This is a genomic window from Janthinobacterium sp. NKUCC08_JDC, assembly GCF_019345575.1.
GTDB lineage: Bacteria > Pseudomonadota > Gammaproteobacteria > Burkholderiales > Burkholderiaceae_D > Janthinobacterium > Janthinobacterium aestuarii.
Genome location: NZ_JAHKQW010000002.1, coordinates 528401 through 548268, shown reverse-complemented (window position 1 = coordinate 548268; position 19868 = coordinate 528401). Strand labels below are relative to the sequence as shown.

Below are 19868 nucleotides of genomic sequence, written 5' to 3'. Positions count from 1 at the left end.
GTTTCGTTTCATCCAACTATTCCCCCGCTATGAACAGCCTCTATCAGACTTCCATCCACTCCCTGCCATTGCTGGGCCACGGCAAGGTCCGCGACAATTACGCCGTTGGCGACGACAAGATCCTGATCGTCACCACGGACCGCCTGTCGGCCTTCGATGTCGTCATGAACGAGCCTATCCCCGGCAAGGGCAAGGTTCTCAACCAGATGAGCGATTTCTGGTTCGAGAAACTGGGCCATATCGTGCCGAACCACCTGACCGGCGTGGCGCCGGAATCCGTGGTGGCGCCCGAGGAAGTGGAACAAGTCAAGGGCCGCGCCGTCGTGGCCAAGCGCTTGAAACCGATCATGGTCGAGGCGGTCGTGCGCGGCTACATCATCGGTTCGGGCTGGAAAGATTACCAGGACACGGGCAGCATCTGCGGCATCAAGCTGCCAGCGGGCCTGCAACAGGCGGAAAAATTGCCGGAGCCGATCTTCACGCCGGCGGCCAAGGCCGAGCTGGGCGAGCATGACGAAAACATCAGCTTTGCTGAAATGGAAGAGCGCATCGGCGCCGAACTGGCCGCCAAGATGCGCGACGTCGCCATTCAACTCTACAAGACGGCCGCCGAATACGCTGCCACGCGCGGCATCATCATCGCCGACACCAAGTTCGAATTCGGCCTGGACGACAATGGCGTCATGCATTTGATGGATGAAGTGCTGACGGCCGACTCGTCGCGCTTCTGGCCCGCGGATTCGTATCAGCCTGGCATTTCGCCACCGTCGTTCGACAAGCAATTCGTGCGCGACTACCTGGAAACGCTGACCTGGGGCAAGACCGCACCGGCGCCAGCGCTGCCGGCCGACGTCATCGAAAAAACCCAGGCCAAGTACTTCGAAGCCATCGAACGCCTGACGGGCGAGAAGCTGAAGGCCTGAGATGACTGAGCAAAACAAGCCGCTGGTCGGCGTCATCATGGGCTCGTCTTCGGATTGGGACGTGATGCAGAACGCGGTCGCCATGCTGAAACAGTTTGGCGTGCCGTACGAAGCGCAAGTCATTTCCGCGCATCGCATGCCCGACGAGATGTATGCGTACGCGAAAAGCGCGCGCGCGCGCGGTTTGCGCGCCATCATCGCCGGCGCCGGCGGCGCGGCCCACCTGCCTGGCATGGTGGCGGCGATGACCATCGTGCCCGTGCTGGGCGTACCCGTGCCGTCGAAATACTTGCGCGGCGAAGATTCCATGCTGTCCATCCTGCAAATGCCCAAGGGCGTGCCGGTGGCCACGTTCGCCATCGGTGAAGCGGGCGCGGCGAATGCGGCGCTGACGGCGGTAGCGATGCTTGCCGCCAATGACGACGCCCTGGCCGAGCGCCTGGAAGCGTTCCGTGCCACGCAAACGGCGGCCGCCAAGGCCATGGTCTTGCCTGATTAATGTGTTTGAAAAATAATGAATAGTAAATCGACTTCCCCATTGCTGCCCGCCGCCCATCCACCGGCGTGGCTGGGCGTGATGGGTGGCGGCCAGCTCGGCCGCATGTTTGCCCAGGCCGCCCAGAGCATGGGCTATCAGGTGGCCGTACTGGAACCATCGGACGCCTGCCCTGCGGGGCAGGTGGCGCAGCGCCTCATCAATGCCGGCTACAGCGATGCAGCCGGTCTCGACGCTCTGGCGGCGCAATGCCTGGCCGTCACCACGGAATTCGAGAACGTGCCGGCCGACAGCCTGTCGCGCCTGGCCGAACGCGTGTTCGTGGCGCCGAACGCCCATGGCGTATCGGTGGCGCAGGACCGCATCGCGGAAAAGCGTTTCTTTGTCGACTGCGCGGCCAAGTCGGGCGTGCTGCCGGCGCCGCACATGGTGATCGCCACGCAAGACGATATCGACGCCATTGGCGACGACTTGTTGCCGGGTATCTTGAAAACCGTGCGCATGGGCTATGACGGCAAGGGCCAGTTCCGCGTGCGCACGCGCGACGAAGTGCGTGCCGCCTTTGCGGAAATGGGACAAGTAACTTGCCTGTTGGAAAAGATGCTGCCGCTGGCGTATGAAGTGTCCGTGCTGACGGCGCGCGGCGTGGATGGCGAATCGGTCGTCTATCCGATCGCCGAGAATGTGCACCGCGACGGCGTCTTGTTTACCACCACCGTGCCGGGCCCGAACGTGTCCGACGATTGCGCCGCCAAGGCGCAGCGCGCGGCGCAAGCCATGGTGGCCGAACTCGGTTACGTCGGCGTGCTGTGCATCGAATTTTTTGTGCTGGAAGACGGCAGCCTGGTGGTCAATGAAATGGCGCCGCGCCCGCATAACAGCGGCCACTACACGATGGATGCCTGCGTTACGAGCCAGTTCGCGCAGCAGGTGCGGGCCATGGCGCGCTTGCCGCTGGGCGACGTGCGCCAGCATTCGCCGGCCGTGATGCTTAACATCCTCGGCGACGCCTGGTTTGCCGGCGACAGCGATGTGGTCACTGAACCGGCGTGGGACCAGGTGCTGGCGTTGCCGGGCGCCTGTCTGCACCTGTACGGCAAGGATGACCCGCGCCGTGGCCGCAAGATGGGCCATTTGACCTTCATCGCCGCCAGCTTGCCGCAGGCGCAGCAGCGGTTGCGCGACGCTTGCCTGATCCTGGGAATCGCGCCGTGAGCGTGCCCGCACAAGACCTGGCAGCGGCCGCTGCCGTGCTGGAAGAGGGCGGCCTCGTCGCCTTCCCGACAGAAACCGTGTATGGCCTGGGCGCCGATGCGGAAAACCCGGCCGCCGTGGCGCGCATCTACGAAGCCAAGGGCCGTCCATCGGACCACCCCGTGATCGTGCACGTGGCGCCCGGCGCCGACCTGGCGCACTGGTCCGACGATATTCCGCCGGAAGCGCAGCAACTGGTAGCCGCTTTCTGGCCCGGTCCGCTGACCCTGATCGTCAAGCGCGCCGCGCATATCCCCGACGCCGTGTCCGGCGGCCAGGATACGGTGGGTTTGCGCTGCCCGTCGCACCCGGTGGCTATCGAATTGCTACGCACTTTCAAGGGCGGCAAGGGCGGCCTGGCCGCGCCGTCGGCAAACAAATTCGGCAACGTCAGCCCCACTACGGCGCAGCACGTGCGCGATGAATTCGCGGCGGAACTCGACAGCGGCTTGCTGGGCCTGGTGCTCGATGGCGGGCAGAGCGACGTGGGCATCGAGTCGACCATCGTCGACCTGTCGCGCCTGGCCACACATGGTCCCGTATTGTTGCGTCCCGGCCATATCAGCAGCGAGCAGATCGCCGCCGTCATCGGCCGCGCACCGGCTGTTGCCGATGCAGCCGCGCCGCGCGCCTCGGGTACCCTGGAATCGCATTACGCGCCACATACGCCTGTTGCGATGCAGCACAGCGATGACGTGAGCGCCACCTTGAACCGCCTGCTCAACGACGGGCGCCGCGTGGCCCTGATCCATTACTCGGATCTGCCGCCGGCCAGCGCCAGCGTGCGCCTGGCCGCCAAGCCGGAAAACTACGCACATGCGCTGTATGCCTCGCTGCGCACGATGGACCAGGTCGGCGCCGAACTGATACTCGTCGAAGCGCCTCCGACCGGCCCTGAGTGGCTGGGCGTCAATGACCGTTTGCGGCGTGCCGCGTTCGGCTCAAGTGGTATCTTGCAGCAATTCCTGTCCGTCTGAAAAAAGCCCCGCAAGGGGCTTTTTATTGATGCAGCGCAATAGCAATGCTTGCCACGAAACATAGTAAATCCTCCATAATTCAGCAGATCGGCCGCTCGTGACAGGGCGCTGGCGATGTTGTTATTTCGTTGATTTTTAAAACATATTTTCTATACAAGCCTGAGGAACGATGGCATATTAGTTGGGTAGCGAATAGCACGCCCGTTCGTTTAGAAACCAGAAAAAAGACCGAGGAGACAAAATGCATCAAACAAAATTCGCGCTGGCCGTGCTGGCTGCGGCTGTCCTGGCAGGTTGCGGCGGCGCCAGTGGCGGTGATCAAGCCTTGAAAGTCAAATACACGGCGCAGGTGTCGTTCGGCGACAGCCTGTCCGATGTCGGCTCGTATGCCGTGGGTACGGTGCAGGCGAAAGGTGGCGGCAAGTTCACCATCAATGGCGACAATACCAAGATCAATCCTGAACTGACGGGCAAGAACTGGACCGAGCACCTGGCCGCGCAATTCGGCCTGGCCGCGCCATGCGCCGCCGAGACGGGTCTGGAGGGGAATGCGGCGCAAGGCCTTTCCGTACCGCGCGTCAAGCATGCCGGCTGCTACGGCTACGCCATGGGCGGTTCGCGCGTCACCAACCCCGTCGGTCCGAACAACAAATTGACGGGCAGCCCGCTGGGCGCCTTGACCGTCCCCGTGGTGACGCAGATCGCGAACCACCTGGCCGTTTCCGGTGGCAAGTTCAGCGGCACCGAAGCCGTTTTCGTGATGGCCGGCGGCAATGACGTGCTGTTCCAGCTGGGCGCATTGCAAGCAGGTGCGACCGCTGCTGGCCAGGCTGCAGGCGCGGCCGCAGGCGCCCAGGCTTTCGCCACCAACCTGGCCATGGCTCTGGCCGCTGGCGCCACCAACCCTGCGACGGCAGCAGCTGCCATCGGCGCCGCCATCAAGACGGCCAGCGCCGCGCCGGGCGCCACGTCGACGACCATCGTCGGTGCCGCCGTGCAAGCCGCCGTGATTGCCGGCAATACGAATGCCCCAACCCTGGCCCCCGCCCTGGCCGCCAAGGCGCAAGCCGATGCGACGGTGACGGGTAACGCTGCCGGCGCCAAGGCCGGTGCCGATTACGCTGTGGCTCAGGGACCGACGCTGGTTGCCGCTATGAAACAAGCGGGTACCGAACTGGTGGCGCTGGTCAAGGACCAGATCATCGCCAAGGGCGCCAACTATGTCATCGTCAACAATCTGCCTGACGTGGCCGGTACGCCGTCTGGCCTGAGCAAGGATGCCAATACCAAGGCGCTCATCAACGCCATGGTCAGCGCTTTCAACGGCGAACTCAGTGGCGGCCTGAGCGCCAATGCGAAAGTCTTGCTGGTCGACGTGTTTGCCGTCAGCCATGACCAGGCCACCAACCCTGGCCCGTATGGCTTGACCAACGTCAGCGAGACGGCGTGCGACTTGAGCGCGCCAGGCAATATTCTGGGCAGCTCGCTGGTGTGCAATGGCACGAACCTGAAAGCGGGCGACGTCAGCCACTACTCGTATGCCGATGATGTGCATCCTACGCCGTTCAACAACCTGCTGCTGGCACGTTATGTGGCCAAGGACATGGTTGTGCGGGGCTGGCTGTAAGGATGGCCGTGCCAGCTGCGTCTCCGGGACGTGGCTGGCGCTGGCAGCGACAAGACTCGATAGCGGAACACTCCGCACACAATGAATCAGGAGACAAGATGAAGAATCGTTTGAATACCGCTGTACGCGTGCTGGCCGCGGCCGCCGCGATGGCCATGGCGACGGGCGCTTCGGCGCAAAGCGCAGGCACCTGGATGGTCAAGGCCGGCGTCAACAAGATCACGCCGCACGTCGACAGTGGCGACATTTCCGCGCCGGCATTGCCGAACACCAAGGCCGACGTCAAGGCGGACACCAAGCCCATCCTGACCTTTGCTTACATGATCACGGACAATATTGCCGCTGAAATGATCCTGGGCGTGCCGTACAAGCATGAGCTGGTCGGCGATGGTTCCATCAAGGGTACGGGCAAGCTGGGGACGGCGGAAGCCTTGCCGCCGACGGCCTTCATCCAGTACCGTTTCTTCCAGCCCAATGCGATGATCCGTCCTTACGTGGGAGCGGGTTTGACATATGCCTATTTCCAGAAAGAAAAAGGCTCGGGCCAGATGACGGCCTTGCTCGATCCGGGTGGAAAACCGGTCACCTACCGCCTGGACAACAAGCTGGCAGGCAGCCTGGTGGTTGGCAGCACCCTGGCGATCAACGAGCGCTGGTTTGCCGACGTGGCCGTGGTCAAGACCTTCCTGAAAACCAAGGCGAAATTCTCGACGGGGCAGACGCAGAGCATCACGCTCGACCCGCTCGCCGTGAGTGTCAGCATCGGGTATAACTTTACCCTGTAAAACAAAAAATCCGCCTCGGCGGATTTTTTTTGTCCCGCTCAGGCTGGCGGTGTATTGAACTTCCCATTGTGGAAGATCAAGGGCGGTTGCGCGGCAAACGCGCATTGTTCCACTTCGCCCACGAAAATGACGTGGTCGCCTTCCGGATAGCGGCTGCGGTTGTGGCATTCGAACCAGGCCGACGCGCCTTTCAGGATGGGCTGGCCTGTGCGCGACAGTTCGTATTCGACGTCGTCGAACGGGTTCGGGGTGCGGCGTGAAAAGCGCGTGGCCAGTTCCGCCTGTTCGGCGCCGAGCACGTTGATGACGTAATGCGAGTTGCCGCTGAAGATGGGCATGCTGTTCGCCACGGAACCGAGGCTCCACAGCACCAGCGGCGGCGACAGCGAGACGGAATTGAAGGAACTGGCCGTCAAGCCGCGGAAACTGCCGTCGGCCAGGCGCGTCGTAATGACCGTCACGCCGGTGGCAAACTGCGACAGTGCCTGGCGGAAATGTGCCGTATCGAATTCTTGCGCTGGCGCGCGGGGAGAGCGTGTGTTCATGGGTGACCTGTCTATTTGCTGACATTATGCCAAAAATCGGCCGCGCCAGCGCAATCGTGGCCGGCATGCCCCTTATGTGCGGTGCACCACGCACCGTTTCAAGCGGCACTGCAGGCTATGGCGCTTTGCGTTACAGTAATGAAATGATACGTCGCAGAGGCGTTGCGGGAGGACATCATGCATCAACAGACGGAATTAGCGGTATTCGGCGGTGGCTGTTTCTGGTGCCTCGATACCGTGTACGCGGAAGTGCGCGGCGTGACGCGCGTCGAGGCCGGCTATACGGGCGGCAGCGTGCCCAACCCCACATATGAACAGGTGTGCACGGGCGAGACAGGCCACGCGGAAGTGGTGCGCCTGGAATTCGATCCCGCCGTCATCAGTTATCACGACTTGCTGGAAATCTTTTTTACTTTGCACGACCCCACCACCGTGAACCGGCAAGGCAACGATGTCGGCACGCAATTTCGCTCCGTCATCCATTACCAGTCGGCGGAGCAGGAAAAGGTGGCGCGCAAGGTGCTCGCGGAGATGGCCGGCGTGTGGGATGCGCCCATCGTCACGCAGCTGGCGCCGGCAGCCACCTTTTATCCGGCTGAGGAGTACCACCAGAATTATGTCGAGCAGCATCCCTTGCAGGGCTATTGCGCGCTCGTCGTCGCGCCCAAGGTGGAGAAATTCCGCGCCATGTATGCGGGGCGCCTGAAGTAAGCGCCCCGCACGTGTCCGACTGTCAGGGCGTGAGCACGGGCGCCGGCCTTGTTTCCTGCGTATTCTCCTGCGCATACATGTAGTTGCGCGACCAGGGCAAGGTGGAAGAACGCCGCCCCGCCTTCACGCAGACGATCTGGTACAGGCTGATCAAATCTTGCTCGAAGGCATAGGCGCAGCCGGCCAGGTAGACGTGCCAGATGCGGAAGCGCCGTTCGCCCGCCAGCGGACGGATCTGCTCGGCATGGGCTTCGAAATTTTCCGTCCACAGGGCGCACGTGCGCGCATAGTGGCGCCGCAGGTTTTCCACGTCCAGCACTTCCAGCCCCCCCTGCTGCATGGTTTTCAGGACATTGCCGATGTGCGCCAGCTCGCCATGCGGAAACACATATTTTTCGATGAATTCGCCGCCGCCGTACGGCGTTTCGCCATTGTCCGGATCGGTCGAGGTGATGCCGTGGTTCATCGCCATGCCGTCGGGCGCCAACAATTTGTTGATGATGGAAAAGTAGTCGGGCAAATGCTTCAATCCCACGTGTTCGAACATGCCCACGCTGGTGATGCGGTCGAACTGGCCCGTCACGTCGCGGTAGTCTTGCAGGCGGATATCGATCAGGTGCGCCAGGCCGGCCGCCGCCACGCGCTCGCGCGCCAGCGCGTACTGGTTTTCCGACAGGGTCACGCCCACGCAGCGGGCGCCATATTGCTGCGCGGCACGCATGACGAGCGCGCCCCAGCCGCAGCCGATGTCGAGCAGGGTCTGACCCGGCTGCAGCTGGATTTTCTTCAGGATATGGTCGATTTTCTTGACTTGCGCCTGCGCCAGGGTTTCATCGCCCTGTTCGAAATACGCGCAGGAATACACGAGGCCGGGGTCGAGAAACTGCTCATAGAAGGCATTCGACACATCGTAGTGATAGCGGATGGCTTCCGCATCCTTGCTCTTGTCGTGCGTAAAGCTGCGCACGATGCGGGCCAGCTTGCCTTCCGGCTTCAGGGTATTGCGTGCCAGGGCATTGCAGATGGAAATCATGTCCTGGGCCGTGCCCTTGACTTCGATATTGCCTTCCACATAGGCCGAACCCAGATTCGCCAGCGACGGGTTCAGCAGATAGCGGGCCGAGGCGACGGTTGGCAGGCGGATGGTGACTCTGGGCGCTTCGCTGGACAGGTCGACGTGCTGGCCGTTCCACAATTCTATGCGTAGCGGCAAGGCGGTTTTGCTGCGGATGCTGGCGATCCAGGACTTGAGTTGGTTTTGTACAAACAAAATGGCCTCCAATGAAGCGGCCCCGGCTGGAGCCGCAAATTGAGAAACAATGTCATTTAGTAACTTCTAACGTCATAGCCTACACCGATATTGACCAGCTTGCTTTGCGCCGCCTTGGCTATCCTGCTTATGGTTGCAAGCGTTGCATGCTCCATTGCCCGTCAGCACCGCGCGTAAACACGATGCGGTCGTGGAAGCGCGAACGGCGCCCCTGCCAGAATTCGATGCGCTCCGGCTGCAGGCGGTAGCCGCCCCAGTGGGCCGGGCGCGGCGGCTGCGCGTCGCCAACGGCGGCGGCCACGGCTTCGTAATTGCTTTCCAGCGCGGCACGGCTGTCGATGGGCGCGCTTTGCTGCGAGGCAATCGCCGACAGCCGGCTTTGCAGGGGACGCACATTGAAATACTCGTCGCTCTCGGCCGCCGTGGTTTTTACCACCGTGCCCTCGATGCGCACTTGCCGCTCCAGCTCGCGCCAGAAGAACAGCAGGGCGGCGTGCGGGTTGTGTTCGAGATGCTGGCCCTTGTCGCTGTGGTAATTCGTGTACCAGGTAAAACCCCGCTCGTCGAATTGCTTGATCAGCACGATGCGCGAGCTAGGCTTGCCATCAGGGCTGACGGTGGACAAGTCCATGGCGTTCGGCTCCATCACTTGCGCGTTGATGGCCTCGGCAAACCATTTCTGGAACTGGGCGATGGGATCGGCCAGCACATCCGTCTCGCTCAGGCTCGATTGCACGTAATCGGTGCGCATGGCGGCCAGCACGGCGGCCGCGTCCGCTACTTCTGGCACATCGGGCGCGATGCCGCGGCGGCGCTGCATGGCCGTGCCCAGCTGCTCCATCTGCTGCGCGCTGAACAGGCGCTTGGCCATGGGCGCCAGCTGGCCCTCTTCCTTGCTCATATGGGCATGGTAGGCGGCAACGTAGGCGGCCACGCCATCGGCGGACAGCTGCGTGCCCGTACCGGCCGCGATCGCGTCCAGTTCCGGGCGCAGGGTCAGCCAGGCCTGGTCCATGCGCTGGTGGTCGGCCAGGATTTCCGGCACCAGGGTCGCCAGCAGGGCGGCATCGTCGCCCGTGGCGGTCGCTTGCAGCATGGGCATCAAGTCCTGCTCTTCATCGTCATGGTGCAGATGGGCGGCTTTATTGAAATATTGCAACACCGCCTTGGCCGCCTGCTGCGCATCCGCCGTGTTGCCGTGCTGTGCCAGATGGCCCAGCAGGTTTTGCAGGGTCGTCAGCTGCTTGCGGATCTTGTCGTGGCAATGCTTGAGCACGGCGATGGGCTGGTCAAAGCCGGGAACGGAGTCGAACAGGGGAGAGGTCATGGCGAGTTCTCGTGGTGGGCGGTGTGGGGGCGTGGCGACAGTACGGCTTGTCGCTGTGTCAATTCGGCTATTTTAGAATATCCGTCAGCGCAGTGTCCGTTAAAATGGCGCCATGCATACCTCCACCAATGAACTAATTTCCATGGACTTGACCGAGATCGATTTTGAGCGGCGTTTCGGCGGCATCGCCCGCCTGTACGGCGCGCCCGCGCTGGAGCGTTTCCGCGCCGCCCATGTGTGTGTGATCGGCGTGGGCGGCGTCGGTTCCTGGATCGTCGAAGCGCTGGCGCGCAGCGCCATCGGCCGCCTGACCCTGATCGATCTCGATAATGTTGCCGAATCGAACATCAACCGCCAGATCCAGGCCATGAGCGACACCATTGGCCAGGCCAAGATTACGGCCCTGGCTGAACGCATCGAACTGATCAACCCGTTTTGCCAGGTCACGCAGATCGAGGATTTTATTACCCCCGATAATCTGGACCAACTGCTGGGCGGGCGCGATTTCGACTACCTCGTTGATGCCATCGACAATGCCAAGGCGAAAGCGGCCGTGATCGCATATTGCCGCGCGCGCAACATTCCCATGCTGACCATCGGCAGCGCGGGCGGGCAGACGGACCCGACCCTGATCGCCGTGCGCGACCTGTCGAAAACGGAACAGGAGCCGCTGCTCAAGCGAGTACGCAAACTCTTGCGTACCGAATATGGTTTCCCCCGTGGCGTGAAAAACAAATTCAATGTCGACGCCGTGTTTTCCATGGAGCCGTTGAGCACCCCCGAGAGCGCTGAAGCGTGCGCCATCGATGGCGGCGCGCCCGCCGGCGTCACTGGCCTGAACTGTGCGGGCTTCGGTTCCAGCGTGGTGGTGACGGCCAGCTTCGGCATGGTGGCGGCCGCGCATGCGCTGAAAAGCTTGCGCCAGGACAAATTAGCCGAGGTAGCTGTGTCGATACCGGACGCCGCCTAGCTTAATTTCCTGCTGGCCAGGATGCGGTAGTCGCCGCTGCTCTTGAGCGATTCCACCAGCACCAGCTCGTCCGCCAGCCAGGCGATGGGCGCGAAGTCCCCGATGGCCGGCGGCGGCGCCTGACGCGCCAGGGTCACGTGCGGCGTAAAACGGTCGTGCTCGAAGCGGGGCGCCAGTCCCTGTTCCGCCAAGTTACGCATGCAGGCCGCGCGCAAGTCCAGCAGGGCGGGCGACGGCTGCGCCAGGGCGGCCCAGGCCAGCGCCAGCTTCGTAAAATGGCTGGCGTGATCGAATAGCAAGGGCATGGGATGCGCCGGTGTGTGCGCCAGAATATCCAGCAGGGCCGGCAGGTCGCCGGCGGGGCGCTGGCCCAGGAAGGCCAGGGTCAGGTGCAGCTTGTCCGGACGCACGGGTTTGCCTTCCAGGCGCGCCTGCCAGGCGGCCAGGGCCGCGCGCGTGGCCGCATCGGGCCACAGCGCGTAAAACAGGCGGGGGCAGTGTGTATCGGGCGACAAGTTTTTCCTATCGTTGCGGCGGTTTGCTATTATTGGCGTTCCCTGCCCACTTGCACTGGCAGGGATCTTACCGAAACTCACTGAAAGAATACATCATGACGCGTAGCTCCGTTTTGTTTGCCCTGATCTGCTCCGTCGCCGCGTCGCTGGCGCAGGCACAGGCGCCAGCGCCTGTTCCCGCCTCGGCCGTCTCGCTGAGCCCCGGCCCTGTCGCCGATAAATTGATCCTGATCGACAACAAGGTCGGCACGGGCAAGGAAGCGTCCGTCGGCAGTAACGTCACCGTGCATTACACGGGCTGGCTCTACCGTCCGCTGGCGAAAGATTCGCGCGGCAAGAAGTTCGACAGCTCTGTCGGTCGTGGCCCGTTTGACTTCCCGCTCGGCAAGGGCATGGTCATCAAGGGTTGGGACCAGGGCGTGGCCGGCATGAAAGTGGGCGGCAAGCGCACCCTGATCATTCCAGGCGAACTGGCCTACGGCCCGCGCGGCGCCGGCAATGGCGACATTCCGCCGAACTCGGCACTGATCTTCGACGTGGAATTGCTGGACGTGAAGTAATTGTTCAGTTTGGCGGCGGCGCATGCCCGCGCCGCCGCCATTTACGCTCTGAAACGCGGTAGACTGGGTTCTCCTGAAATTGCTGTGGAGACCACCCCCATGAACATCGCCAACGACGTCACTGAACTGATCGGCAACACCCCCCTGGTGCGCATCAACCGCATCGCCGCCGGCAGTGTGGCCACCATCCTGGCCAAACTCGAATTCTACAATCCCGCGCACAGCGTCAAGGACCGCATCGGCCTGGCCATGATCGTCGCCGCGGAAGCCGCAGGCAAGATCCATTCCGATACCGTCATCGTCGAGCCCACCAGCGGCAACACGGGCATCGCGCTGGCCATGGTATGCGCCGCGCGCGGCTACCGCTGCACCCTCGTCATGCCCGACACCATGAGCCGCGAGCGGCGCATCCTGCTGCGCGCCTACGGTGCTGAGCTGGTGCTTACGCCCGGCAGCGAAGGCATGCTGGGCGCCATCCGCAAGGCCGAAGAACTGGTGGCGGCCGATCCGCGCTACCTGATGCTGCAGCAATTCAACAATCCCGCCAATCCCGCCATCCACCGCGCCACGACGGCCGAGGAAATCTGGCGCGACACGGATGGGCAAGTGGACATCGTCGTTGCTGGCGTGGGCACGGGCGGCACGATTACCGGCATCGGCGAAGTGCTGAAGGAACGCAAGCCCGGCCTGCAAGTGATCGCCGTGGAACCGGAAGCGTCGCCGATGCTGTCGAAGGGGACAAAAGGGCCGCACCCGATCCAGGGCATCGGCGCCGGTTTCGTGCCGCAGATTTTGAACACGGCCATCTACGACGAAATCATTTGCGTCAAGAACGACGACGCCTTCGCCACGGCGCGCTTGGCCGCCAGCGATGAAGGCTTGCTGGTCGGCATCTCGTCGGGCGCCGCCCTGTGGGCTGCCCTGCAAGTGGCACGCCGTCCGGAAAACGCGGGCAAGCACATCGTCACCATCATCCCGTCGTTTGGCGAGCGCTACCTGAGTACCGCTTTGTACGCGGGCTTGGGCGACTGATTTGTAAATAGTAGGGACAGATCTATCCCTTCCGCCAGCGCCCGGTTGCCTGCATCGCCCGGGTGCAGGTGGTCGCCCGAGTCGTAGGCGGGCAGCAGGCGCAGCGGGTGCGCCGGATCGCGCGCCAATGCGTCGAAGTCGAGTACGGCGTCAAAAGGGCCGCTGGCGCGTATCCACGCATTCAATTGCTGGCGCAGCGCATCTTTTTCCGGCTGATAATAGTTGCTCAAGGGCGTGCCGGGCAGGGCGCCGGCGAACGGCGTCAGGGTGGCCGCGATCACGCGCACGCCGCGGCTGCGCGCCTGGGCGACCAGTTGGGCGTAGCCGTTTGTTAATTCCTCCAGGGTCGGCCGTTTTTGCCGTGGCGCAAACGCCGTGCCGGGCCAGCTGATGTCATTGATTCCCAACAAGACGACCACCGTGCGCACGCCTGGTTGCGCCAGCACGTCGCGTTCGAAGCGGGCCAGGGCATTGTCTCCCATGCCGTCGGACAACAGCCGCGCACCGGAAATGCCCGCATTGATCACGGCCACGCCGTGCGGCGCCAGGCGCTTGGCCAGGAAATCGGGCCAGCGCGCATCCATCCCCAGGCTGGCGCTGGCGCCGTCGCTAATCGAATCGCCGAGGATGGCCACGGCTTGCGCCCCCGCCGCCGCCTCTACCTGAATCGCACTGAGTAAAAGGCGCGCCGTGGTGGTCTGCACGCCAGGCGCGTCATCGATGCGCGCGGCCCGCGTCTGGTCCTGCGGGGCGATCCACGCCGTTTCGCGCCCATCCCAGTGAAACGTGGAGGCGGGACTGGCTTGCGGCAGGTGGATGCTCACCGTCAGGCGAGCCAGGTCCGGCACGGACAGGTCGACGGGGTCGCTGACGAGCGGCGCGCCCGGCGCCACGCTGGCCGCCGGCTGGCCGGAAAATGTGAGCGTGCGCAGGCTGCCCGCTTCGATGGCGGAAGCGGAAGCGGCCAGGGCCACGGTGGCCGCGCCGATGCGCAGCGGCACCTTGCCATACGCATTCGACAGCACGATGCGCACGCGCGGGCCGCCCACGCTGAGGCGCGCCACCTGGCGCACGGTTTGCCCGTGCAGCACGGCGGGCACATTGCTGGGGAACAGGAAATCGCTGCCCCACACGGCTTGGGGGCTGGCCGTCCAGCTGGCCAGCCAGGTGGATGCGGGATCGGCCGCATGGGCGGGAGGAGCACTCAGTGCCAGGCTCAGCAGGGTGGCGGGGAGGAGGGACAATCGTTGCATGGCGGCTCGCTTCATCAAGGGGAATGTGCGCATGATGAAAGCAAAGCCATTTATGTACTAGACTATCTCATCGAAGAACATTTATGAGTTGAATTCACAATGGCCAGACTGGAAGTGAACCGCTCCGGCGAGCTGGAAGTGTTCGTGCGCGTGGTCGAGCTGGGCGGTTTTTCCGCCGCCGCGCGCGCCTGCGGCATGACGCCGTCGGCCGTCAGCAAGCTCGTCTCGCGGCTCGAAGAGCGCCTGGGCGCGCGCCTGCTGAACCGCTCCACGCGCCAGCTGCGGCTGACGGCCGAGGGTTGCGGCCTGTACGAACGGGGACAGCAAGTGCTGGCGGCGCTGGACGAGGCCGAGCGCTGCGCCGGCGTGCAGGATGTGCCGCGCGGCAGAATCAAGGTCAATGCGAACGTGCCCTTCGGCCAGCATTTCTTGTTGCCGCTGGCGCCGTTGTTTCTCGAACGCCATCCCGAGGTGACGCTCGACATCGTGCTCACGGACGCCGTCGTCGATATCCTCGAGCAGCGTACGGACGTGGCCGTGCGGGCGGGGCCATTGAAAAGCTCCAGCCTGCTGGCGCGCAAGCTGGGCCAGACGCGCATGGTCATCGTGGCATCGCCAGGCTACCTGGCCCGGCGCCGCACGCCGCAGCTGGCCACCGATCTGGCCTCGCACAATCTGCTCGACGCCAATTACGCGCGCGCCCGCTCGGGCTGGCCGCTGCGCCTGCCCGAGGGTGACGTCGTCGTGCCGGTCACGGGCAATGCACAGGCCAGCGATGGCGAAGCCTTGCGGCAACTGGCGCTGGCGGGACTGGGACTGGCACGCCTGGCCGCTTTCCAGGTGCGCGCCGATATCGCGGCCGGCCGGCTGCAGGCCGTGCTGGAAGAGTGCAACCCCGGCGACAGCGAGGAAGTGCATGCCGTGTTCGTGGGGCAAGGCGGGCATGTGCCGCTGCGCGTGCGCGTGTTTCTCGATTTCCTGGCGCAGCACGTCGAGCTGGGCTGAGGTTGTCCAAGCGCATTAGGCTACAGGCAGGCACGGCCGCGCAGTACAATATCGGACGGGCCGCAATGGTTCGGCCCGTATTGTGCCTTTGAATGGAAATATGTTCCTGGTAAAACCTGAACGCCGCCGCCTGCTGCAGGTGGGCGCAACCGTGGCTGTCATCGCGCTGGGCCTGGCCTCGCGCGCCTTTCCCCAATTCGTCCCTGCCGCGCTCGGCAAGTATCCGGGCGACGCCCTGTGGGCCATGATGATCGTCTTTGCGCTGGGCATTGTCGCCACGCGCATGCGCACGTGGCAGCTGGCGCTGACGGCCTTGCTGATCTGCTTTGCCGTGGAATTCGGCCAGCTATACCAGGCGCCGTGGATCGTCGCGTTGCGCGCGCATCCGCTGGGACACCTGGTGCTGGGTTCCGCCTTCGGCTGGGTCGACCTGATCGCCTACACGGCGGGCGTGGCGATCGCGGCGCTGGTGGATCAAGCGGCGCTGTTCAAGCGCCGCTAATCCTGATTACTTGACGTTACCTTCCGCGTCGCGCAATTCGACGGGCGCCAGCTTCAGCTTCGACAATTGCGGAGCGATCTTCGCCTTGTCGCCCACGCCGATGACGATCAGCTTTTCCGGCTGCAGGTATTTCTTCGCCACCTGCTGTACCTGCTTGTCCGTCACGCTGGCAAAGCGCTGCGGCAAGGTCGTGTAATAGTCGAGGCCCAGGCCGTAGATATACGTGTTGGCCATGCTGGCGCTGATGCTGGCATTCGTCTCGAACTGGCCGGGTAAGGACAGCACTTGCGAGTTGCGCGCATTCGCCAATTCCTTTCCGCTCAGGGGCTTGGCGATCATGGCGCGGATTTCCCTGACGGTTTCCGATACGGCCGGGCCCGTCACATCGGTGCGCACGCTGGCGGCAATCGAGAACGGTCCAGGCTGATTGCGGTACTGGAATTGCGAACGCACGCCATAGGTGTAGCCCTTTTCTTCGCGCAAGTTGGTGTTCAGGCGGCTGGTAAACAAGCCGCCCAGCGCCGCGTTCATCACTTGCAGCGGTGCGTAATCAGGCGTGGCGCGCGGCACGGCGATGGTCGACAGACGCACGGCCGTTTGTGGCGCGCCCGGCTTGTCGACCAGGATCAATTTTGCCTTTGTGGTCTGCGGTGCGGCGGCCACGGACGGCGCCACCGTGCCTGCCTTCCAGCTGCCGAACTTCGCTTCGGCCAGCGCTTTCAATTCCGCCTCGCCGATATCGCCCGAAACGATCAGCGCCGCATTGTTCGGGAGGTAATGCTGCTGCCAGAAACCTTGCAAGTCGGCGCGGCTGGCCGCTTTCAACGCCGCTTCCGTGCCCAGCTGGATGTAGCCATATGGATGCTGCGGGCCATACAGGGCCGCCGCCTCCACGCGGGCCGCCACCGCGCCCGCGTTTTCGCGCTGCTGCGCCAGTTCGCCGATGCGGCTGGCGCGCTGGCGCTCGACTTCTTCCTGGGGGAATTGCGGATGCAGCACCACGTCGGCCAGCACGTCGAGCGCTTGCGGGAACGTGGCTTTGAGCGACGTCAGCTGGGCGAACGACGCGTCCACGCCGGAGCCGGTATTGAGCAGCGCGCCCAGCTGCGCCACGTCGTCGGCGATCTGTGGCGCGCTGCGCGTGGCCGTGCCTTCCTGCAGCAATTGCGCCGTAAAGCTCGACAAGCCCGGCTGCGCCAGCGGATTGGCGCCCGAGCCGCTTTTCACCACGAGCTGGCTGGACACGAGCGGCACGGCCCCGTTGTAGTGGTGGATCACGGTCAGGCCGTTCGCCAGGGTGAACGATTTTCCTTGCGGTAAAACAATCTTCGGTGCGGGACCGGCCTTCGGCACGGCATTGCGCCAGGGCTCGTCCGCATTGATGGCAGTGCCTGGCGCAGGCTTGACCTTGCCCGGCGCCGGCGTCGGCACTTCCGCGCCCAGGTCCGGCGTGCCGGGCACGCCATAGACCACCACGCGCGACTGGTTTTTCAGGTACTGGTCGACGGCGCGCTGCACGCCGGCCGCCGTCACCTGGCGGTAGCGTTCGATATCCTTGGCCAGGTAGCCGGGGTCGCCCACGTACTGGTTGTATTCGTTGAGCAAGTTGGCCACGCCGTGGCCGCCCATTTTTTCCACCTGGCTCAGCATGCTCGTCTCGATGCTGTTGCGCGCGCGTTCCAGTTCCTTCTCGGTCGGGCCCTTGGCGCGCAATTGTTCCAGCTCCGCCTGCAAGGCTTGCTCGATTTCCTCGGGCTTGCGGCCCGGGCGCGCCGTCGCGTCGATGGTGAAAATCGACGTGAGAGCGTTCGAGCCCTGGCTGGCGCCCACGTCCTGCGCAATCTGCTTGTCGTACACGAGGGATTTATATAAACGGCTGGACTTGCCGCCGGCCAGGATGTGCGCGGCCATCGACAGTTCCGCGTCGTCCCTGGTGTAGGCGGACGGCGTCAGCCAGGCCATGAAGACGCGCGGCAACTCGACCCGGTCCTGTACCACGATGCGGCGTTCCTGCGTGATGGGCGGCGTCACGACATTCGGTTTCGGCACGGCCGGGCCGCTCTTGAAGCTGCCGAAGTATTTATTGACCAGTTCCTTGGTCTTCGCCTTGTCGATGTCGCCCGCGATCACGAGGCTGGCATTGTTGGGCCCATAGTATTTGCTGAAGAAATCCTTTATGTCGGCCAGCTTCGCGTTCTGGATGTCCGCGTGCGAACCGATGACGCTGGCGTAATACGGGTGGGTCTTGGGAAACAGCTGGTGGTACAGCGCTTCCTGCACGATGCCGTACGGCGCATTCTCCACGCTTTGGCGGCGCTCGTTGCGCACGACGTCCTGCTGGTTCGTCAGCGCCGTCTGATCGAGCACGTCGAGCAGATAGCCCATGCGGTCGGAATGCGTCCACAGGGCCAGTTCCAGCTGGTTCGACGGCACCGTGTCGAAATAATTGGTGCGGTCGAAATCCGTGCTGCCGTTGGAATCGGTGGCGCCCGCGCCTTCGAGCAACTGGTCGGCCATGCCGCGCGGCACGTGCTTGGTGGCGGCAAACATCATGTGCTCGAACAAATGCGCAAAGCCCGTCAGGCCCGGCGCTTCATTCGCCGGTCCCACGTGGTACCAGATGTTGACGGCCGTGACGGGCAATTTATGGTCTTCCACGAGAATCACGTCGAGGCCGTTCGGCAAAGTGTATTTCTCGTAGGCGATATGGGGCACGGACGTCGCCCCTGTCGTGACGGCCGCATCGGCGGCATGGGCGAGGGTGAGCGGGGCGCCGTACAGCGACAGCAGCAGGGCGGGAATGGCCAGCAGTTTGATCGGTTTCATGCATGCTTCCAGGGATGGGTGGAGAAGACGCTGCGGCTCGCTCGTGGCTGGCGCAGCGCGACGGTGCTACGGTCGTTACTACGGCCGGTGCTACAGTTTATACAGCAGGGCCGCGCCGCCGAGCACCAGCAGCGCGCTGGCGATGGAGACGATGGCAGCCGCGCCCAGCAAGCGCCATTCGCGCGGAGAAAACCAAGCGGCGGACAGGGGCGCTTGCGGCGCAGCCTGGGGCACGGCCGCAGGCAAGCCGCCCGCCGCGCGCGCCTGGGCCGCCAACGCCTGCGTGGCGGCGTCGAGCAGGGCCAGCTGGCGCTCGACGGTTTCCGCCAGCACGGCTTCGTTCAGCGCCACGAGGGCGAATATCGGGTCATCGACGTCGACCTTGATGCCCGTCTTGTCGAACACGTGGCTGCGCAGTTTGTGCTGGTCCATCTACCACTGCACCTTGTCGAGCTGTTCGAAGATGTCGCGGTAGACGACCTTGATGCGCTGCTTTTCCATGATGTTGAACTTGTCGTTCTGCAGCACTTCCTGCATCGTCAGGCGCGCCGTGTTCATTTTCTTGACGTCCGCGCCAAAGGTGTCGGGATTGCGCTGGCTCAAGGTGATGCTGCCTTTCACGCGCGCGCGGTTGTCGCTGTACGACTGCGATTCGACGAACTGCTTGCCGGACGCCGATTGCAGCAGGCCGAAGTGTTCGTTTTGCCACAGCACCAACGGCACCTTCGTCGATTGGGCTGTCGCGACAAAGCCCGTGGCCGTGTCGTGCAAGGTATCGCCGCCGCCGACGATGGTGTGGATGTACACCTTGCGGCCCGATTCTTCCAGCAGCGAAAAACAGTCGTTCTCCAGCAAGTAGCCCATCAGCGGCGAAAATGTGTTCGCGCCATTGTCGATCACGCAGTTGCCGTCCGTGTCGAGAATGTCGATCATCAGCGCGTCGAAGCGTTTCGGGTCGATGTTGCGCGCATCCGTCATCACGGGCACGTGCTTGACGTTCATCGCCTTGTAGCGCGAGAACGTGGCGTTTTCCTGATCGGTGTCATAGCAGCGCAAAGGCGTGTCGTCCTTGCCGCCTATCCACTGGGCCAGCAGGGTCGAGACGAGGGTCTTGCCGATGCCGCCCTTGCCCTGCAGGATGAAATGTACCGTGTTTTGCATTGCGACTACTCCAAGTTGTTGCGTCAGTGACAATCAAAGATCCGTGACAGCGGCGACTGGCATTTTTACCACAATCCTTTGCAAATATGCCATGCGGAACAGCGAATCTGGTTATGATGTTAATCAGGA

At 63.5% G+C, this 19868-nt stretch carries 20 protein-coding genes; 12 read left to right on the top strand and 8 right to left on the bottom strand.

What is annotated here, in order from left to right; all coding sequences use genetic code 11:
* Positions 1-29: 29 nt before the first annotated feature.
* The 6 genes from KO538_RS08475 (at position 30) to KO538_RS08450 (ending at position 6062) form a co-directional block, all read left to right on the top strand.
* Positions 30-923, top strand: a complete 894-nt coding sequence (locus KO538_RS08475; RefSeq protein ID WP_034746123.1) for a phosphoribosylaminoimidazolesuccinocarboxamide synthase — start codon at positions 30-32, stop codon at positions 921-923.
* Position 924: 1 nt separating this feature from the next.
* Positions 925-1422: a 5-(carboxyamino)imidazole ribonucleotide mutase gene (gene purE, locus KO538_RS08470; protein ID WP_034746126.1), complete on the top strand. Its 498-nt coding sequence runs from the start codon at positions 925-927 to the stop codon at positions 1420-1422.
* Between the two features lie 15 nt (positions 1423-1437).
* A complete protein-coding gene (locus tag KO538_RS08465; protein WP_219328030.1) occupies positions 1438-2634 on the top strand; it encodes a 5-(carboxyamino)imidazole ribonucleotide synthase in 1197 nt (398 codons plus the stop codon).
* The gene (locus tag KO538_RS08460) at positions 2631-3650 is read left to right on the top strand and encodes an L-threonylcarbamoyladenylate synthase (RefSeq protein ID WP_219328029.1); all 1020 of its coding nucleotides are present in this window, start codon (positions 2631-2633) and stop codon (positions 3648-3650) included. The genes KO538_RS08465 and KO538_RS08460 overlap by 4 nt, the downstream gene beginning before the upstream one ends.
* 241 nt (positions 3651-3891) lie before the next feature.
* Positions 3892-5277 (top strand): SGNH/GDSL hydrolase family protein, encoded by a 1386-nt coding sequence (locus KO538_RS08455; RefSeq protein ID WP_219328028.1) that lies wholly within the window; start codon positions 3892-3894, stop codon positions 5275-5277.
* Between the two features lie 98 nt (positions 5278-5375).
* Complete coding sequence (locus tag KO538_RS08450; protein WP_219328027.1) at positions 5376-6062, top strand: OmpW family protein; 687 nt, start codon at positions 5376-5378, stop codon at positions 6060-6062.
* Between the two features lie 38 nt (positions 6063-6100).
* On the opposite strand, the gene KO538_RS08445 is transcribed toward KO538_RS08450, so the two are convergent.
* Complete coding sequence (locus tag KO538_RS08445; protein WP_034746143.1) at positions 6101-6607, bottom strand: flavin reductase family protein; 507 nt, start codon at positions 6605-6607, stop codon at positions 6101-6103.
* 177 nt (positions 6608-6784) lie between these two features.
* Here KO538_RS08445 and msrA point away from each other — a divergent pair, with 177 nt between their 5' ends.
* Positions 6785-7318, top strand: coding sequence for a peptide-methionine (S)-S-oxide reductase MsrA (msrA, locus tag KO538_RS08440; protein ID WP_219328026.1), 534 nt, complete (start codon positions 6785-6787; stop codon positions 7316-7318).
* 22 nt (positions 7319-7340) lie between these two features.
* Here the strand turns inward: msrA and KO538_RS08435 are convergent, their stop codons facing one another.
* Complete coding sequence (locus tag KO538_RS08435; RefSeq protein WP_219328025.1) at positions 7341-8588, bottom strand: cyclopropane-fatty-acyl-phospholipid synthase family protein; 1248 nt, start codon at positions 8586-8588, stop codon at positions 7341-7343.
* A gap of 127 nt (positions 8589-8715) precedes the next feature.
* Positions 8716-9915 carry a pyridoxamine 5'-phosphate oxidase gene (gene pdxH, locus KO538_RS08430; protein WP_219328024.1) on the bottom strand — a complete coding sequence of 400 codons (1200 nt, stop codon included), beginning with the start codon at positions 9913-9915 and terminating at the stop codon, positions 8716-8718.
* Between the two features lie 112 nt (positions 9916-10027).
* Here pdxH and KO538_RS08425 point away from each other — a divergent pair, with 112 nt between their 5' ends.
* Complete coding sequence (locus KO538_RS08425) at positions 10028-10885, top strand: tRNA threonylcarbamoyladenosine dehydratase (RefSeq protein WP_257620224.1); 858 nt, start codon at positions 10028-10030, stop codon at positions 10883-10885.
* On the opposite strand, the gene thpR is transcribed toward KO538_RS08425, so the two are convergent.
* Positions 10882-11400 (bottom strand): RNA 2',3'-cyclic phosphodiesterase, encoded by a 519-nt coding sequence (gene thpR / locus KO538_RS08420; RefSeq protein ID WP_219328023.1) that lies wholly within the window; start codon positions 11398-11400, stop codon positions 10882-10884. The two genes, KO538_RS08425 and thpR, sit on opposite strands and share 4 nt — an antisense overlap.
* A gap of 95 nt (positions 11401-11495) precedes the next feature.
* Between thpR and KO538_RS08415 the strand changes: the two genes are divergently transcribed.
* Together KO538_RS08415 and cysK are read left to right on the top strand one after the other, a co-directional pair.
* Complete coding sequence (locus KO538_RS08415) at positions 11496-11960, top strand: FKBP-type peptidyl-prolyl cis-trans isomerase (protein ID WP_034746152.1); 465 nt, start codon at positions 11496-11498, stop codon at positions 11958-11960.
* Positions 11961-12059: 99 nt separating this feature from the next.
* Entirely contained in the window at positions 12060-12992 is a 933-nt protein-coding gene (cysK, locus tag KO538_RS08410; protein ID WP_128141793.1) for a cysteine synthase A, read from the top strand.
* Here the strand turns inward: cysK and KO538_RS08405 are convergent.
* On the bottom strand, positions 12953-14245 hold the full coding sequence (locus KO538_RS08405) for an SGNH/GDSL hydrolase family protein (protein ID WP_257620223.1): 1293 nt from the start codon (positions 14243-14245) through the stop codon (positions 12953-12955). The two genes, cysK and KO538_RS08405, sit on opposite strands and share 40 nt — an antisense overlap.
* A 99-nt stretch (positions 14246-14344) precedes the next feature.
* Between KO538_RS08405 and KO538_RS08400 the strand changes: the two genes are divergently transcribed.
* Both KO538_RS08400 and KO538_RS08395 read left to right on the top strand, forming a co-directional pair.
* On the top strand, positions 14345-15250 hold the full coding sequence (locus KO538_RS08400; RefSeq protein ID WP_219328021.1) for a LysR family transcriptional regulator: 906 nt from the start codon (positions 14345-14347) through the stop codon (positions 15248-15250).
* A 100-nt stretch (positions 15251-15350) separates the two neighbouring features.
* Entirely contained in the window at positions 15351-15752 is a 402-nt protein-coding gene (locus KO538_RS08395) for a DUF2809 domain-containing protein (protein ID WP_070301074.1), read from the top strand.
* 6 nt (positions 15753-15758) lie between these two features.
* Here the strand turns inward: KO538_RS08395 and KO538_RS08390 are convergent, their stop codons facing one another.
* From KO538_RS08390 to KO538_RS08380, 3 genes are all read right to left on the bottom strand, one after another.
* A complete protein-coding gene (locus tag KO538_RS08390) occupies positions 15759-18578 on the bottom strand; it encodes a pitrilysin family protein (protein ID WP_219328020.1) in 2820 nt (939 codons plus the stop codon).
* 90 nt (positions 18579-18668) lie between these two features.
* On the bottom strand, positions 18669-19010 hold the full coding sequence (locus tag KO538_RS08385; protein ID WP_219328019.1) for a hypothetical protein: 342 nt from the start codon (positions 19008-19010) through the stop codon (positions 18669-18671).
* Positions 19011-19739: a hypothetical protein gene (locus tag KO538_RS08380; protein ID WP_034746168.1), complete on the bottom strand. Its 729-nt coding sequence runs from the start codon at positions 19737-19739 to the stop codon at positions 19011-19013. It lies immediately after the preceding gene.
* Positions 19740-19868 lie beyond the last annotated feature (129 nt).